The 14,729-nt window shown below is 58.8% G+C and carries 13 protein-coding genes; 8 read left to right on the forward strand and 5 right to left on the reverse strand.

From position 1 onward, the window contains the following. Positions 1-207: 207 nt before the first annotated feature. Positions 208-1,038: a tetratricopeptide repeat protein gene (locus AC0N03_RS08785; RefSeq protein WP_474288310.1), complete on the forward strand. Its 831-nt coding sequence runs from the start codon at positions 208-210 to the stop codon at positions 1,036-1,038. Here AC0N03_RS08785 and rimO read toward each other — a convergent pair whose 3' ends face one another. Next, entirely contained in the window at positions 1,039-2,361 is a 1,323-nt protein-coding gene (rimO, locus tag AC0N03_RS08790; protein ID WP_474288311.1) for a 30S ribosomal protein S12 methylthiotransferase RimO, read from the reverse strand. It lies immediately after the preceding gene. Positions 2,362-2,554: 193 nt separating this feature from the next. Here rimO and AC0N03_RS08795 point away from each other — a divergent pair, with 193 nt between their 5' ends. Beyond that, entirely contained in the window at positions 2,555-3,988 is a 1,434-nt protein-coding gene (locus tag AC0N03_RS08795; RefSeq protein WP_474288312.1) for an aldehyde dehydrogenase family protein, read from the forward strand. 46 nt (positions 3,989-4,034) lie between these two features. After that, positions 4,035-4,985, forward strand: coding sequence for a DMT family transporter (locus tag AC0N03_RS08800; protein WP_474288313.1), 951 nt, complete (start codon positions 4,035-4,037; stop codon positions 4,983-4,985). Between the two features lie 15 nt (positions 4,986-5,000). Here AC0N03_RS08800 and AC0N03_RS08805 read toward each other — a convergent pair whose 3' ends face one another. Next, positions 5,001-5,978: a LysR family transcriptional regulator gene (locus AC0N03_RS08805; RefSeq protein WP_474288314.1), complete on the reverse strand. Its 978-nt coding sequence runs from the start codon at positions 5,976-5,978 to the stop codon at positions 5,001-5,003. A 106-nt stretch (positions 5,979-6,084) separates the two neighbouring features. Here AC0N03_RS08805 and AC0N03_RS08810 point away from each other — a divergent pair, with 106 nt between their 5' ends. The 5 genes from AC0N03_RS08810 (at position 6,085) to tam (ending at position 9,884) form a co-directional block, all read left to right on the forward strand. Continuing rightward, complete coding sequence (locus AC0N03_RS08810; protein WP_474288315.1) at positions 6,085-6,489, forward strand: DoxX family protein; 405 nt, start codon at positions 6,085-6,087, stop codon at positions 6,487-6,489. 12 nt (positions 6,490-6,501) lie between these two features. Further along, on the forward strand, positions 6,502-7,383 hold the full coding sequence (locus AC0N03_RS08815; RefSeq protein ID WP_474288316.1) for a VOC family protein: 882 nt from the start codon (positions 6,502-6,504) through the stop codon (positions 7,381-7,383). Positions 7,384-7,420: 37 nt separating this feature from the next. Next, positions 7,421-8,029: an alpha/beta hydrolase gene (locus tag AC0N03_RS08820; protein ID WP_474288317.1), complete on the forward strand. Its 609-nt coding sequence runs from the start codon at positions 7,421-7,423 to the stop codon at positions 8,027-8,029. Positions 8,030-8,045: 16 nt separating this feature from the next. Continuing rightward, a complete protein-coding gene (locus AC0N03_RS08825; protein ID WP_474288318.1) occupies positions 8,046-9,014 on the forward strand; it encodes a glutathione S-transferase family protein in 969 nt (322 codons plus the stop codon). Positions 9,015-9,104: 90 nt separating this feature from the next. Next, positions 9,105-9,884 carry a trans-aconitate 2-methyltransferase gene (gene tam, locus AC0N03_RS08830; RefSeq protein ID WP_474288319.1) on the forward strand — a complete coding sequence of 260 codons (780 nt, stop codon included), beginning with the start codon at positions 9,105-9,107 and terminating at the stop codon, positions 9,882-9,884. Between the two features lie 106 nt (positions 9,885-9,990). Here the strand turns inward: tam and AC0N03_RS08835 are convergent, their stop codons facing one another. The 3 genes from AC0N03_RS08835 to AC0N03_RS08845 form a co-directional block, all read right to left on the reverse strand. Continuing rightward, positions 9,991-11,061, reverse strand: a complete 1,071-nt coding sequence (locus AC0N03_RS08835) for a class 1 fructose-bisphosphatase (RefSeq protein WP_474288320.1) — start codon at positions 11,059-11,061, stop codon at positions 9,991-9,993. A gap of 220 nt (positions 11,062-11,281) precedes the next feature. After that, positions 11,282-12,151 (reverse strand): DUF6671 family protein, encoded by an 870-nt coding sequence (locus AC0N03_RS08840; RefSeq protein WP_474288321.1) that lies wholly within the window; start codon positions 12,149-12,151, stop codon positions 11,282-11,284. A gap of 133 nt (positions 12,152-12,284) precedes the next feature. Further along, complete coding sequence (locus AC0N03_RS08845) at positions 12,285-14,711, reverse strand: YbcC family protein (protein WP_474288322.1); 2,427 nt, start codon at positions 14,709-14,711, stop codon at positions 12,285-12,287. Positions 14,712-14,729: the final 18 nt, after the last annotated feature.

Below are 14,729 nucleotides of genomic sequence, written 5' to 3' on the forward strand. Positions count from 1 at the left end.
AGGCTTGGATTGCCGCGTTTCAGCCATAAACTGCGCGCTTGATCACAGGTAACATGAACAGAATATGACAGAGTTTTTTGCGCTTGTTATTTTCTGTTGAAAGTCAAGTTTGGTGCTGGTTTATGGCGAAGTCGGGTAATGAGTGTCCTTGTTCGGAATGGCGCGGTTGGCCTGCAGTTTTCGCTATTGCCGGCGGAGTGCAGACAGATGGCTAGTCGCTCCGTAATTTGCTCGCTCCTGATTTCGATTCTGGGTGCCGGACCAGCTCTGGCGCTTGACGGGTCGCGGCTGCCTGCCGAGCAGAAACCTGAAATACCGCTGTTTTCGAATCCTCAGGACGCCTTTCGCGAGGGGTTGGAGGATTATCAATCGGGCGCCTACGAAAATTCAGTTGCTGCCCTGAAATATGCCGCTTCGCAAGGCTATCCGCTGGCGCAATGGAAATTGGGCCGCATGTATGCGGATGGCGACGGCGTGCAGCATGACGACCAGCAGGCCTATGATTATTTTCTGAGCATTGTGAACAATTATCACGAGGACGACGAGGAGGCGATGGATCAGCGCGAACGCGCTGTTGTGTCCAATGCCTTTGTTGCCGTTGGTGTTTACGCGCTGAATGGAATAGCCAAATCCAAGGTGCCGCCCAATCCGGCCCGCGCCTTCGCGATGTTCCAGTTTGCCGCAATGAATTTTGGCGATCCGAATGCGCAATACAATCTTGCGCGCATGTTTCTCGACGGCAAGGGCTGCGAGAAAGATCCGCGTCAGGCTGCGCGATGGCTCTATCTCGCGGCGCTCAAGCATCATCACGCGGCACAGGCCCTTCTGGGTCATATGCTGTTTTTCGGACAGGGCGTGCAGCAGCAGAAAGGCCGCGGCCTGATGTGGCTCTCCCTTGCGCGCAATGCTGTTGCAGGCCCCAAGGACAAGTGGATCATCGACCTTTACAACAATGCCGCCGCCTCCGCCTCCGATGAGGACAAACAGGTGGCGACAATCTACATGACGCAGATGCAGTCCAACGATCAGGGGCAGTAATCAGACAGCGGTTCCGTGCAAGTCGTAGGCGTCGGCGCGTTCGATCTTCACAGTGACGATATCGCCGGCGCGCAACGGGCGGCGCGAACCGACATAGACCGATCCGTCAATCTCAGGAGCATCCGCCTTGCTCCGGCCTTTGGATACGGTCGGGCCGGGTTCATCAATGATGACCTGCAAGCGCTTGCCGACCTTCTGCCTGAGGATTTGCGCTGAAATGGCTTGCTGCTTTTTCATAAAGCGCTCGTAGCGTGCCTGTTTCAGCTCATCTGGCACAATGTTCAGACCAAGATCATTTGCGGGCGCGCCCCGGACCGGCTCATATTTGAAAGCGCCGACACGATCCAGTTTAGCCTCGTCGAGCCAATCCAGCAGGAATTGGAAATCTTCCTCTGTCTCCCCCGGAAATCCGACGATGAAGGTCGAGCGGATGGCCAGATCCGGGCATATTTCACGCCATTTCCGGATACGATCCAGAGTCTTTTCCTGATTGCCGGGACGTTTCATCGCCTTGAGTACATTTGGCGCGGCATGCTGGAAGGGGATGTCGAGGTAGGGTACGATTTTCCCCTCCGCCATCAGAGGAATGACTTCGTCGACGTGAGGATAGGGATAGACATAATGCAATCTGGTCCATGCGCCGAGATTGCCGAGTTCGCTTGCAAGTTCAAAGAACCGGGTTTTGATCATGCGGTCCTGAAACGCGCTTTCGGCATAACGGATGTCGAGCCCGTACGCGGATGTATCCTGCGAAATGACCAGCAATTCCTTGACGCCGGCTTTCACCAGCTTTTCAGCCTCGCGCAACACATCCCCCAGCGGCCGCGATACGAGATCGCCGCGCAGTTTGGGAATGATGCAGAACGAGCAGCGGTTGTTGCAGCCTTCCGATATTTTGAGATAGGCATAATGACGCGGCGTCAGTTTTATGCCTTGTTCGGGCACGAGGTCGATGAACGGATCATGCTGAGGCGGGACAGCGGCATGCACGGCCTGCATCACTGACTCATAGGCCTGCGGCCCGGTGACGGCGGCAATATTGGGATAGACATCGCGGATCTGTTCCGGTTCGGCGCCCATGCAGCCGGTGACGATGACCCTGCCGTTTTCCTTGAGCGCCGCGCCGATCGCCGCCAAAGATTCTGCCTTGGCCGAATCGAGAAAGCCGCAGGTGTTCACGATCACCGCGTCGGCGCCAGCATGAGACTTGGTGAGTTCATAGCCTTCGGCGCGCAGATTTGTGATGATGCGTTCGGAGTCAACCAAGGCCTTAGGGCAGCCGAGGGAGACGAAGGAGATACGGGGTGCGCTGGATGTCGTCATGACGTTCGATTGCCATGACTTGCGGCAAAGGGCAATAAAAACCGCATATTGAGCGGAATTTATTGCAACATAACGGCGTGGCGCAAGCCGCGATAATGTGAATAGCGACCTTGTTTGTCGAATTCCGTTAGAGTCCGGCAATTATTGCCGCTACATTGAACCCGAAAGATCAAACTGGGTGAGGGCGGAAATCATGAACTGGAATTCAGGTCAATTCTACATTGACGGCGCCTGGGTCAGGCCTGCGCATGCCGATCTTCTGGATGTGATCAACCCCGCGACGGAGGAGGTTGTCGCGCATCTGGCGCTGGGCACCGCGCAGGATGTCGATCTGGCTGTTGCTGCCGCGAAACGGGCATTCGCTGGCTATTCAACGACGAGCCGCGACGAGCGTCTGGCCCTTCTGAAGAAAGTCGCCGGACATATGCGGGCGCGATTTGACGCACTGGCCGATGCGATGACGGCGGAAATGGGCTCGCCTTATACATTTGCCCGCGAAGGGCAGGTGGCCTCTGGCATTGAACATATCGACCGCATGATCGAGGTGCTGGAGACGTTTTCCTTTGAGAAACATGCAGGTACAACCTGCGTTGCGCTTGAGGCTGCGGGTGTCTGCGGGCTGATTACGCCGTGGAACTGGCCGCTGAATCAGATCGCCTGCAAGGTGGCGCCAGCGCTGGCCGCCGGATGCACCATGGTGCTCAAGCCCAGCGAAATCGCGCCGCTGAGCGCTATTGTCTTCGCTGAAATTCTGCATGAGGCCGGTGTGCCGAAGGGCGTGTTCAATCTCGTTCACGGCACGGGGCCGGTGGTTGGCCATGCCATGTCCGTGCACCCGGATATCGACGTGATGTCCTTCACCGGATCGACCCGGGCAGGAACGCAGGTGGCGAAGGACTCCGCCGATACGGTCAAGCGCGTTCTGCAGGAACTGGGTGGAAATTCTCCCAATATCATCCTCGACGATGCGGATCTCGATACGGCAGTCACGAATGGCATTGCCGGATGTTATCTCAATTCGGGCCAGTCCTGCGACTCGCCGCAACGCATGCTGGTGCCGCACCGCTGGATGGACCGCGCCATTGCCATCGCAAGAAGCGCGGCGCAGAGCTATAGCGTTGGCAATCCCAAGGATCCGGCCATTCATCTCGGGCCGGTTGTCAGCGAGGCGCATTTTCAGAAAATCCAGAATTTTATTGATCTTGGCATCCGTGAGGGCGCGGAACTGGTGACGGGCGGTCTGGGACGGCCCGATGGCATGAACCGGGGCTATTATGTCAGGCCTACGGTTTTCGCCCGCGTAACACCGCAGATGACCATTGCCCGCAACGAGATTTTTGGGCCAGTGCTGATGATGATCGGCTATGCCGACGAGGATGAGGCTGTCCGCATCGCCAATGATACCGAATATGGCCTCGCTGGATATGTGCAATCGGGAGATATTCGTCGCGCGCGGGCCGTGGCGCGCAGGCTGCGCGTGGGTACGGTACAGATCAATTATCCTCCCGCCGATTATCTCGCCCCGTTCGGCGGCTATAAGCGTTCCGGCAACGGGCGTGAATATGGCGCCTATGGCCTGCATGATTATCTTGAATACAAGTCGATAATCGGCTTTGGAACGGATTGAGTTAAATCGTTTCAGAGTCGCCGGGGAGGCTGTTATTTCGAATCGCGTGAGACAGGGCCCGCTGGCGGGCGGCGATGTCATTGGCGGCGTCTGGGTGATGATTGTCGCCATGCAGATAGCACCCATGATCGATGCGCTGGCAAAGCTTGCCATCAGGAATGTGCCATCGCTGGAGGTTGCCTGCGGCCGTTTTGTTATTCAGGCGCTTTTGTGTCTGATGTTCGCCTGGGCAACCGGGCAGGGCCGAAATTTGATTCCGCCCCTTCTGGGCAGGCAGATTCTGCGCGGGCTGATGCTGGCCCTGACCTCGCTCCTGTTCATATCCTCGCTGAAGGTGATGCCGCTCGTGGATGCGTTCGCCATCGCCTTTGTCGAGCCGATGTTGCTGACGGCGCTGTCCGCCCTCATTCTGAAGGAGAAGGTTGGCGCGCGCCGCTGGGCGGCCTGCTGCGTGGGCTTTGTCGGTTGTCTGGTTGTCGCCCGGCCCAATTACGAGATTTTCGGCTTTCATGCCTTGCTGCCGCTCGGATCGGCGACGGCTTTTGCATTTTATCATCTGCTCACGCGCCAGCTGGCCGGGCACGGAACCATTCTGGCCTCGCAATTCATCACCGGTTTGGCGGGCGCGGCGTTTCTGGGCGTGTCGCTGGTTCTGTCGACGCTGGCCGGCATACCTGAACAGAGCGCCCTCTGGCCGCACGTGTCGGATTTGCTGCTGATCTTTGGTGTCGGGCTGGCCTCGCTGACCTCGCATGGCATGATCATTGTCGCTTTTCAGAAGGCACCCGCCATGGTGCTTGCGCCGCTGGGATATCTGGAGATCATTGCCGGGACGATTTATGGCTATTTCTTTTTTGGCGATTTTCCCCATCCGCTGACATGGATCGGCATCGCCATCATTATCAGCTCCGGCCTGTATATTATCAACCGGGAGCGGATCAAGGCGCGCGATCATGCGCGAAAGGCGGCGCTTCTTCCTTCTGAAACAATTGGTTAGGAAGCTAATTTATAGTCAGACCTGAGCAATGCCGTCAGGAGATTGTCTGCCTTTGCGCGGTGCCGGACCGGGAAAATCCAGCCCGCGATCCCAAGGCGGATTGGGCCCGAACTTGTGAAACAGAAAATCAACGAAAGCACGAACCTTGGCCGGCGGGTGGCGCGTTGCCGGATAGACCGCGTAAATGCCGGGAAACTCTATCGGCGGATGATCGAGCACAAGTGCGACAAGCGCGCCTGTGCGCAAAGCGTCGCCGACCAGAAAGCTTGGTTCGTAAATTATCCCTTGACCGCGCACCGCGGCTTGTACCAGCGCGTCGCCATTGCTGGCGCGCAGGTTTCCATGAATCGCAACGTCAATCTGCTCGTCGGTGCCGAATGTCCATTGCTCCGGCCCGAGCGCATTAGAGAGCGTATAGCCGAGGCAATTGTGCTGCGTGAGGTCGGCGATTGTGCGCGGCGTGCCGTTTGCAGCAAGATAATCCGGTGAAGTGGCCACCACCAGACGGCACGGGGCCAGTTTTCTGGCAATCATGGTGGAACTGCGCATTTGGCCGATACGAATGGCCAGATCCCAGCCTTCCTCGATCAGATCGACGAGGCGGTCGTTCAAGCCAAGATCGATGGTGAGATGCGGGTGAAGCTGCGCAAATTCGGCCAGAAGCGGGGCAATCTCGCGAAATCCGAAGGACAGCGGCGCATTCACGCGCAGCATGCCTTTCACATCAATGCGCTCGCTCATGGCCAGCGCGTCGGCTTCCTCCCATTCAGCAATAATGCGTTCGGCGCGCTCCAGATAGATGCGGCCCGCGTCGGTCAGGGTCAGACGTCGCGTGGTGCGGTGTACGAGTTTGGTACCCAGCCGCTCTTCGAGAGCGTCAAGATGTTTTGTGGCCATGGTCTGCGACATGCGCAGAGCCCGCGCTGCGGGCGAAAGTCCGCCAAGCGCCGCCACTTTGACAAAAACCTGAAGGCTGGTGAAACGATCGGGCATGGATTATTTCACTCTTATAGTGTGAACTGATATCCAAAATAAGCATATTATCAATCCAATGAAAACAGATCATTGTCCGGTCAAACATCAGGAAAGGAATTTGACCATGATTGATACACGTACCGCTCCCTATGCCGCCCTGCTTCTGCGCCTTAGCCTTGGCATTTTGTTTCTCGCCCATGCCGGACTGAAGATTTTTGTCTTCACGCCTGCGGGCACCGCGCAGTTCTTCGGAAGTCTCGGTTTGCCGCCGTTTCTGGCCTATATCACGATTTGTGTTGAGGTGCTTGGCGGTCTGGCTTTGCTCGCCGGCTTCTACAGCCGTATCGCAGCGATCATTCTCATTCCTGTGCTGGTCGGGGCGATTGCCACCGTCCACGGTCACGCAGGGTTTTTCTTCACCAATCCGAATGGCGGCTGGGAATTTCCGGCTTTCTGGATTGCGGGACTGCTTGCGGTGGCGCTGATCGGCGATGGCGCTTTTGCTGCAAAGCGGAGTTCCAGCCTCTGAGAGGAGAGTTTCATGTCAGAAATAAAATCTCAGGCGGACGGCGAGGTTATCCTCGCCGACACGCCGCTCCGGATCGGCAGGGTCACTCTCGTTGTGCGTGATCTTGTCAGGGTCAGTACTTTTTATCGAGAAGCTCTTGGGCTGCACCTCATCCGCTCCAACAAGGATCATCATTGGCTCGGTGCGGCGGGGCGGGAACTGCTCGAACTGCGTCATGTGCCGGAGGCACGGGAGCGCTCGCGCCGGGAGGCCGGTTTGTTTCATACGGCCTTCTTGCTGCCAAGCCGCGCTGATCTGGGCGCGTGGGTGCAATTTGCCATCGAGAAGCGCTTGCCGGTACAGGGCGCATCGGATCATCTGGTGAGCGAAGCGATTTATCTCGCAGATCCCGAAGGCAACGGAATTGAAATCTATTCCGACAGGCCCAGCGCCAGCTGGCCGCGCGTGGATGGCGCGATCAATATGCCAAGCGAGGAGCTTGATATCGAGAGTCTCGTGCGGGCCGGCGCATTGCGCAAATGGGCCGGGTTTCCGAAAGGCGGTGTGGTTGGTCATATGCATCTGCAGGTGGGCGCCATAGCCGAGGCAGAGGCCTTTTATGGGCGGATTCTTGGCTTTGACATCACCTGCCGGTATCCCGGCGGCAGCTTTTTTGGCGCGGGCGGATATCACCATCAGCTTGCAACCAATATCTGGAACAGCCGCGGCGCCGGTGCAAGAACAGACTTGAGTGCCGGTCTTGCGGCCTTCGAGCTGATTGTTGCGAATACCGCAACTGAACAGGCAATAAGGGATCGTCTCAGCGCGGCCGGAACACCATTTCAGATCGCGGACGGTGGCATTGACGTTGCCGACCCGTGGGGTCTGAATGTTCAGCTCCGTCTTGCAGCCTGAATATTTCAGGGCGGGCGACTGATATCGGGGGTTTAACATGACTGTTGCATCCAATGGACTGGTAATTCTTCTGCATGGCGTCGGCAGCAATGGCGCGGGCATGCAGGCTCTCGCCAATCATTGGCGCGCTGAACTGCCCGGATTGGAATTTGCGGCGCCAGATGCGCCGCAGGCCTCGGAATTCGGCTGGGGGTTCCAGTGGTTCAGCGTCGCAGGCGTGACGCGGGACAACAGGCCCGCTCGCATATCTGCTGCGCGTACAGGCTTTGATCATGTGATCGGGCAGGTTCTTCGCCAGTATGGCTTTGAGAACAAGCTCGATCGCATCGTATTTGCGGGCTTTTCGCAGGGCGCGATGATGCTGCTCGATGCTGTGGCTTCCGGCCGCTGGCCGGTGGCGGGCGGGCTGGCCTATTCCGGCAGATTGGCTTCGCCCGGGCCACTGCTGGCCTCGCCGACAAAGCTTCTGCTTGTCCATGGCGATGCCGATAATGTTGTGCCGGTGCAGGACGGTGTCGAAGCGTCGCACATCCTGCAGAATATCGGCTTTGACGTCGAGAGCCGGGTCTATCCCGGCCTCGGACACGAGATTTCGCCTGACGGAGTTGCTCTGGGGCTCAAATTTATCAAGGGCCTTCTGGCCTGAACAGGAATAGCTGATCATGCTTATCGATGGAAAATGGACGTCGGACTGGCACCCGGTGCAGGCCAGCGACGAGAAGGGCGGATTCGTTCGCCAGACCTCGAGCTTCCGGAACTGGATCACGCCGGATGGCGCGCCGGGGCCGACAGGAGAGGGAGGCTTTGCCGCCGAAGCTGACCGCTATCATCTTTATGTCGCCTATATCTGTCCCTGGGCCTCGCGAACGCTGATGGCGCGGGCGCTCAAGAAATTGACCGGAATTATCTCCGTATCGGTTGTGGAACCGGCTTTGACGGATGAAGGTTGGCGATTTGGCGACTATGCGGGGGCGACGCGCGACCATATCAACGGCGCGACCTATCTCCATGAAATATATACACAGGCCGATCCGCATATTTCCGGGCGGGCGACGGTGCCCGTGCTGTGGGACAAGAAGCGCAAGACCATCGTGAATAATGAATCGGCGGATATCCTGCGCATGTTCAATTCGGGTTTCGGGCATCTGGCGGATCAATCGGTGGATCTGTATCCCGAGCATTTGCGCGGACAGATTGATGCGCTGAGCGAGTCGATCTACCCCACGTTGAACAACGGTGTCTATCGCGCTGGGTTTGCCACTACGCAGGCCGCCTATGAGGAGGCCTTTCATCAGGTCTTCGCAACGCTGGATCAACTGGAGGCGCGTCTCGACCAGAAGAAATTCCTGTTTGGCGACGCCTTTACCGAGACGGATATACGGCTCTTCGTGACGCTGGTGCGGTTTGATGCCGCCTATCACGGCCTGTTCAAATGCAATCTGCGCCGTATTGCCGATTATCCGCGCCTCAGTGCCTTCGTCGACCGCGTGCTCTCCATCGAGGGTGTCGCGGCCACCGTGAATATCGATCACATCAAGCGCGGCTATTATTCCATCAAGGCGCTTAATCCGATGCAGATCGTGCCTCTGGGGCCGGATCTTCCGTTTGCAGGTTTGCTGAAGGCTCAGTGAGTTGCAGCAGCGGGTTTAACCGCCATTGCAAAATGGCGGCAATGCGCGCAAGACGGCGGCAGCGAGCGGGGTAGACATCCGGAGGGCCCGATGAGTTGGTCTGCAGCGCAATATCGAAAATACGAGAACGAGCGAAACCGTCCCGTTCTCGATCTTCTGGCGCATATTCCGGATATCGGGGTAAATCGCGCGGTGGACATAGGCTGCGGCCCGGGCAATTCGACGCAATTGCTGCAACAAAGATTTCCGGCGGCGCTTGTTTTCGGGCTCGACAGTTCAGCAGACATGATTGCCGCCGCCACCCGGCGGTTGCCGCAAATCCGGTTTCAGCTTGGCGATATCGCCAGTTGGCAGGCCGATTCGGCGTTTGACGTGATTCTCGCCAATGCCGTTCTGCAATGGCTGCCGGATCATGAGCGGCTGATGCCCCGGCTGATAAAAAGCCTGTCGCCTGGCGGGTGTCTTGCGCTGCAGATGCCCGACAATCTTGAGGAACCGGCACACCGGCTCATGCGGGAAATTGCTCTGGATGGGCCGTGGGCGGGCAGGCTGGCAAGCGCAACGGCCGCACGCGCGCAGATATTGTCTGCTGATCAATATTATCGTGTGTTGAGCAGGGATGGTGCAAAAGTCGATATCTGGCGCACAACCTATTATCACCCGTTGGCCGGCGGGGCTGATGCTGTGGTGGAATGGTTCAAGGGGAGCGGGCTGCGGCCCTTCCTCGATCGTCTGAACGAGGACGAACGCTCCAGCTTTCTGGCACGATACAAAGCTGCCGTTGGCGCGGCCTATCCCGTTCAGGCGGACGGAACATTGCTTTTGCCATTTCCGCGGCTGTTCATGATTGTCCGCCGGGCGCCTGATTGAAACAGTTTCTGTTTGAATCAAAATAACATCGGCGGCTTGCGCCCCCAGCCTTCCACCGGTTCAGGACAAGAGGCAAGAGGGCGCTGATTGACCGCACTTAACGTGTTCAGTCGGCATGAAACAAGGCATTGATCAGGGGCGCATCCGCTTCCTCATTGTCGCCGGCATCGAAAGCTGCGTGATAGGCGACAAGCCGCTCGACTTCGGATTTTGACCCGACGATCATCGGCACGCGCTGATGCAGATCATGGGGCTGCAGTTCCAGCAGGCGCTGGCGTCCCGTGGAGGCGAGGCCGCCCGCCTGTTCGACGATCATGCTGATCGGATTGGCCTCGTACATCAGCCGCAGCCGGCCCGGCTTGTCCGGATTCTTGGTGTCGTAGGGATACATGAATACGCCGCCGCGCATCAGGATACGAAAGATTTCCACCACCAGCGAGGCGATCCAGCGCATGTTGAAATCCTTGCCGCGCGGCCCGCTCTTGCCGGCGATGCACTCGCCGACATAGCGGCGTACAGGCGGCTCCCAGAAGCGGGCGTTGGAGGCGTTTATGGCAAATTCCTGAGTGGTCTCAGGAATGCGCATGTCTGGATGGGTCAGCACATAAGAGCCGATTTCACGGTCAAGCGTGAAGCCCTGCACCCCATCGCCCAGCGTGAGAATGAGCATCGAACTTGGCCCGTAGAGTGCAAAGCCCGCCGCGACCTGAGCCGTTCCCTCTTGCAGGAAATCGGCGGTCGCAGGATTGGTGACGCCGTCCGGCGCGCGCAGAATCGAGAAGATGGTGCCGACAGTCACATTCACGTCGATATTGGAAGAGCCGTCAAGCGGATCGAAAACCAGCAGATATCGTCCGCGCGGATAGCCATCGCGGATCGGATAGGGATTCTCAAGCTCTTCCGAAGCCATGCCGCAGACCTGACCGCCGAATTCGCAGGTCTCAAGCATGATCTGGTTGGTGAGGACATCGAGCGGTTTCTGTTCCTCGCCCTGAATATTGATATCGGTTTTGATGGCGCCGTGATCGTTCAGCGCGCCGCGCGACACGGCGAGCGCAATCTGCTTGCAGGCGGTCTGCACATCATTGAGCAGGGCCGCAAGATTGGCATCGACAACAGCGGACTGGCGCTGTCGCTCGATCATGAACTTGCTGAAGGTGCTGTGTCGGTTCGTCATTTAAACTCCGGAGGGCGGATGGGTTTAAGGCTGTTCTCTCCTCCATACGTCACAACCGGCAGAACGTCATGGCTTTTTGCGATCTGCCGGGGCAGATCTGGCCGATTGGCTGACGCATTTCAGGGGCGGCATCACGCGGCCGATATGACGGCGCGCCAGCGTCCTGTTTCAGGGCGGCAGGCATTTCCCAGTCTCGCGCGCCCTTGAAGCGCGAAGGCGTTCAGGGGTTACACACGTCGCATTTTCCGGGGTCTGACGTCTTCTCCGTTGTAGCTGGCCGCTCCATCCGATGTCCGCATGAACGACATGCCAGCACTTCGGTCATGATCACGCGCGTCGGACTGCCGCAATCAGCACATGGTAATCCGGGGATCCGCTCCGTAACATCGAATCCCGGATAATCGCAGCTTGGGCAGCGGCTATGAAACCGACGGGCAAGATCGCGGGTTGCGCGTTCAATCGCGGCCATGCGGGTAGGGTTGCGGTGGGCGCGCATATCGGTTTCGATAAAAGCACTGCCGCAGGTTCTTAAAGCCTCTTCGACTGCCGCTTCCAGCCCAGCAGCGTCGGTGATGTCCTTTTTAAGCAATAGATGCGGAGCCGGACGCTCGTCCCTGCTGCCCATTACGATCAATCCGTGTCCGGGGAATTTGGCGCGCTGCGCGAAAGCAAAGGCCGCCGCGAGGTCCCGCGCGACAATGTGCGCGTAGTTGGTTTCAACGCTTATGTCATAGCCGGTGAGTTCGAGGCCGCTGACGCGATCTGCCATCAGCACGAGTTCGCGTCCGATGGCCACGAATGGCATGAAAGGATGCGGCCCGAAGCTTCCCTCGCTCGCTAAACCCACCTGTGCGTGAGGCGTTTGCTCGAATCCGGCTGCGATTTTCGCTCTGGCGGCTGTAATCTGAGACCCGATACGCTTGACCTCGCGGCTGAAACTGCCGAATTGGTCGGTATTGACACCTTCGGCCAGCCCGACCTGAAGTCCCAGTTCGGCCCGCAGTACCGGGCCGATGGCACGCTCCTTGGCGTGCATCGACGTCAGTACCGCGATCGTGTCCTGATAGAGCCGTCTTTCAGAGCGCGGCATCAAGAACAACCTTTCTGTCCGTTTTGCTGGCGTGAGCCACTTCTGATGCTGCCCAGACGTACACAGACCGGATATGTTTCATGACATGGTTTCCTCATTCGTAAGCGATTTGCTTTTCTGACCTTGAGAAACTTCAGACTGCGACCTTCAAAAGGGGCGATGGCTCCGCAGTTCCGGTATCGTTCATCGCGGTCCATTGCAGATCGCCGGCGTAGCGCCAGGCCATGCGTCCTTCGTCATCAAGGGCGAACAGATGCAGCCAGCCATTGTCAAAAAGCGCGCGCACATTGTCGTGGCGGCTCAGGACATCCGACATCGCCTCGCGGGGTGCCTCGATACAGACCGAAAGACGCAGGGGTTCGTGCGCATAACCCTCGCCGTCATGCACGGATTGCCAGGGAAGGCCGGCCCGCAGCAGTCCGCCATTGCCTTCGACAACGCCTATGCCGCCTGTGACATTATGCAGGAGCTTGTTTCCACCTCCGAACACGTCGGGCGCCACGGTCGAGCCGTAATATTGCAGACTGATCCAGCTTGCCACGACGACAGGTGCTGTCAGGATAAGCTCCAGAACACCGAAGTTTTTATCCTTCTTCCAATCATAATCGTGCAGGAAGGCGCGGCCCTCAAGGCTCTTGCCCGTTGTGCGCAAGCGGGGCGCGGCAATGAATGCCTTACATCCTGCAAGGGCCCATTCAGGACGCGTCTCCGCCCAGTCGCGGCTTCTTCTGGCGACAGCGGATTCACCCTTGGCCCGCGGCAACCGGAGGGCGCGCTCGCCGCGGGCAAGTTTTCCCGCAGCGGCGAGCCAGGTTCTGGCAGTGGCGATATCCGCTTTGTGGGCGTCGGAGGGGTGATCGCCGGCATAGAGAGTCACCTCATCCGTTGTTGTGTCGTGCAGAGCCGCAAGAAAGAGGGTATCTGCGGGGATGTCGATGCCGCTATGCGCCAGCGCCGACCTCACTTCCGGATCATTCAGCAGAGCGGCCAGCAGGCGCGCGTTGACCTCTCCCGAATAGCCGCCGCAGGCGCCGCAATGGAGCCCGCTGGCGTGGGGATTATTGACCACATTCGCACCGTGGCCGGCCAGAATCACCAGCCTCGCGAAATCCGTCGTCAACGACATGGCCCGCAGCACCGTTTCTGCTGCCTTTGTCTTGCTGGTCAGGTCAAGCCCGGGGTTGAGGCGGGGCGCCGGATCGTTTGGCGCCTTCGTGCCCTTTAAAACCAGTGCATCGCTGATTAGCTTGCCAACATAAACCGGCCCCGTGGCCTCAACAAAGGCGAAGGACGATATGGCGGCGAGCTTGAACCGGCCCCAGGCGCGCTTTGCCCGCGCCCTGATCCTCGTGGATTGATCAGCCGCTGCGACATCGGGGCCGCCAGAGCAGGACCTCAGGACAGGATTGAGCAGCACCGGTAGCCGCAACTCCTCTGTATCGGAGGCAAAGCGACGATGCGCAGTACCCAGACCGAAGAAGCCGGCAAAGCCGAGCGTCTGGATTTGCGGGCTCATGCTCTCGAGCGCGCGGCGGAAAACCTCCGAGCGCACGTCAATGCAAAAGGCGGCCTGCAGAAGCGGGCGCTGCGGCACGGCTTGGGGGCTGGCCTTTGCCATTGTATTTGCCAGCGTCCGCTGAGCGGCGCGTTCCGCCGCGTCCTGAAGGATTGCATCGGTTACGAGGTCGGGTGTCGGCTCGACCGGCACGCCATGCGCCGCGCGCACATTTGCCCACCGGTCGGCAAATTGGCTGCCAAAGCGCAGGAACAGGCACTCTTCCCAGATCAGACGGATTGCAAGGAAATCCGTAATCGTTTGATCCGTTTCACCTGCGAGTTCCGATTTCCAGAGTTTGTAGCGCGCATATTGCGCCCAGCCGCCCAGCGTCATGAGCATCTGGTGGAAGTAGGTTTCCAGCGTCTCCGGCCGAAGGCCAAGCCGATCGGTGACGCGCGCGATAACGGCGCTTGCCGATTCGGGAGCCTCCGCAACATGCAGAGCAAATCCGGACAGACCCGCAATCTCCGGTGTCAGATCATGCATGGCTGTAGCCCGCCAGGCCGCATAGGCGCTCTTACCGCGCGGCGCGGCCCAGAGGGCCTGACCTTCGTCGAAATAGCCTGCCGCCCAGGCGCCGAACCTCTCTGCAATCAGACCGGGCCAATTTATTCCGGAAATTGCCGCTGCGAGATCGGCGATGGTTGGCAGCGCGTCCGGCTTTGGCGTGTCCGTGGCGGCGGCTTTTTTGAGGGCGGTCAGATCGGCGGGCCGTAAATGGGCAGGCGCACGCGTCCATGCGTCGAGCAGATCTGCGTCGCTGATGACCCCTGCAGCAATTTTCTCGCTGTACCAGTGCCTCGGCATGGTGACGCAGATGCCCGCGACCCGCGCAAGGCGTGCGCCCGCTTTCGGGAGACTGTCGCTCGTCTGGCCCAGAAAGGGGTTAACCGCAACGCTCGATGTCAGCGGCCAGACAGGGGGAATGGCGCGCGCCGCGCGATCCGCCGCCAACAAGAGGAACTGATCATCGTCCATTGCCGGTTGAGATGTGTTTTGCATGTCTAAATCTCCAGAATG

The sequence above is a fragment of the Methylocystis sp. sgz306128 genome, from assembly GCF_056032725.1.